The organism is Paenibacillus aceti, assembly GCF_003614185.1.
In the GTDB taxonomy this organism is placed as follows: Bacteria; Bacillota; Bacilli; order Paenibacillales; family Paenibacillaceae; genus Fontibacillus; species Fontibacillus aceti.
The window spans coordinates 1-1,350 of sequence record NZ_MDDO01000061.1; the positions used below are offsets into that span (position 1 = coordinate 1).

Sequence of the window (1,350 nt, forward strand, 5' to 3'; positions counted from 1 at the left end):
TGGGTGGGGGCGGAGGCCTCCGCCCCCACCCAACCCAGGCCGTACAGTATTTGGTTAGTTTTCGTTCAGTGCGTCTGAGCTCGGATAACGTTCTTCAAACATTTGGTTCAGCTCCTCCCGTACTCGTGGATCACCGAAACCACGAATCACACGGCTCTCAAAACGCTCGTTGTAGGCGATCACATCCAAGTAGACAATCTTCTCAGCCGCATCCATATTCGTTAAGCTGTTCATCGGTTTCAGGCGCTTACGAATCTCTTTGTTCATTCGTTCAATCGGATTGGATGTATAGATCGCCTCCTTGATTAAAGCGGGATAGTGATAGAACGTCAGAAGCGTCGACAGTTGTTCTTCCCACGACTTCACTTCCTTGGGGTACAATCTGTTCCATTTGCTTTTAAAGGTATCAAAGGCAGCAAGAGCACAGTCATGGTCAAGAGCGTTGTAGATCGTTTTGAGATCTTCAATGAAATCGGTCTTGTGCTGGACACGAACTTTCGGAAAAGTGGAACGCACCTTATGCACCACACAGTGCTGAACATCAGCTTGGGGATAGACTTCTTTAAAGGCTTGCTCCAGTCCCGGTAGCCCATCAAACACGCCCAGCAGCACTTCGTGAACACCACGGCTGTACAGGTCCGTAAGGACACTCTTCCAGCCATTTGAGCTCTCTTGACCGCCTACGTAAAAACCTAGAATCTGACGATGTCCTTCGTCATCGATTCCCATGGCAAAGTAGATGACCTCTCCGCTTACCGTACTGCGTTTGAGCTTGACGTATAGGCCATCCAGGTAGATGACGCTGTAGCGTTTCTTTAACGAACGCTTTTGCCAATTCTGGATATCCTCCAGAACGGTGGCCGTAATGTTGCTAACCGTCGTTGGTGAGTAGTGGCTGCCAAACATACTTTCAATAAATCGAGCGACATCACGCGTACCCATGCCGCTTTTGTACATTTGAATAACGGCCTCCTCTAGCCAGCCATCTCGACGCTGGTAGGGCTCAAATACCTGGGTTTGAAACACACCGTTGCGATCCCGTGGGACTTCCAAATCGGTAATGTGTCCGTATTTCGTGTGCAACGCACGTTTGTAGTAGCCGTTTCGGCTGTTATGTTCATTCTTATCATCTGCCATGAAGTGCTTAATCTCTGCTTTCATGATGGATTCCAGATTTTCTTTTATAAATTGAGTGACAAGATTTTCAAATAGATTTTTGATTGAATTTTCGGGTATCATAGTCATCGAGTAGGGTTCCTTTCTTGGTGATTTCGCAATCTCGAGGATACCCTACTTTTTTATGTTTTGGATAGACTCCAAATCATGGTACACAACTTATTTTACGTCATC

1 protein-coding gene is annotated in these 1,350 nt (G+C 46.8%); it reads right to left on the reverse strand.

Annotated features, from left to right (window positions below):
• Positions 1 to 54 precede the first annotated feature (54 nt).
• Entirely contained in the window at positions 55 to 1,245 is a 1,191-nt protein-coding gene (locus BFJ94_RS25225) for an IS256 family transposase (protein WP_120461011.1), read from the reverse strand.
• Between the last annotated feature and the right edge of the window lie 105 nt (positions 1,246 to 1,350).

Bases quoted from the DNA above. Each gene is read 5' to 3' on its own strand.
- BFJ94_RS25225 (WP_120461011.1), bottom strand. From the start codon at position 1,245: ATGACTATGATACCCGAAAATTCAATCAAAAATCTATTTGAAAATCTT.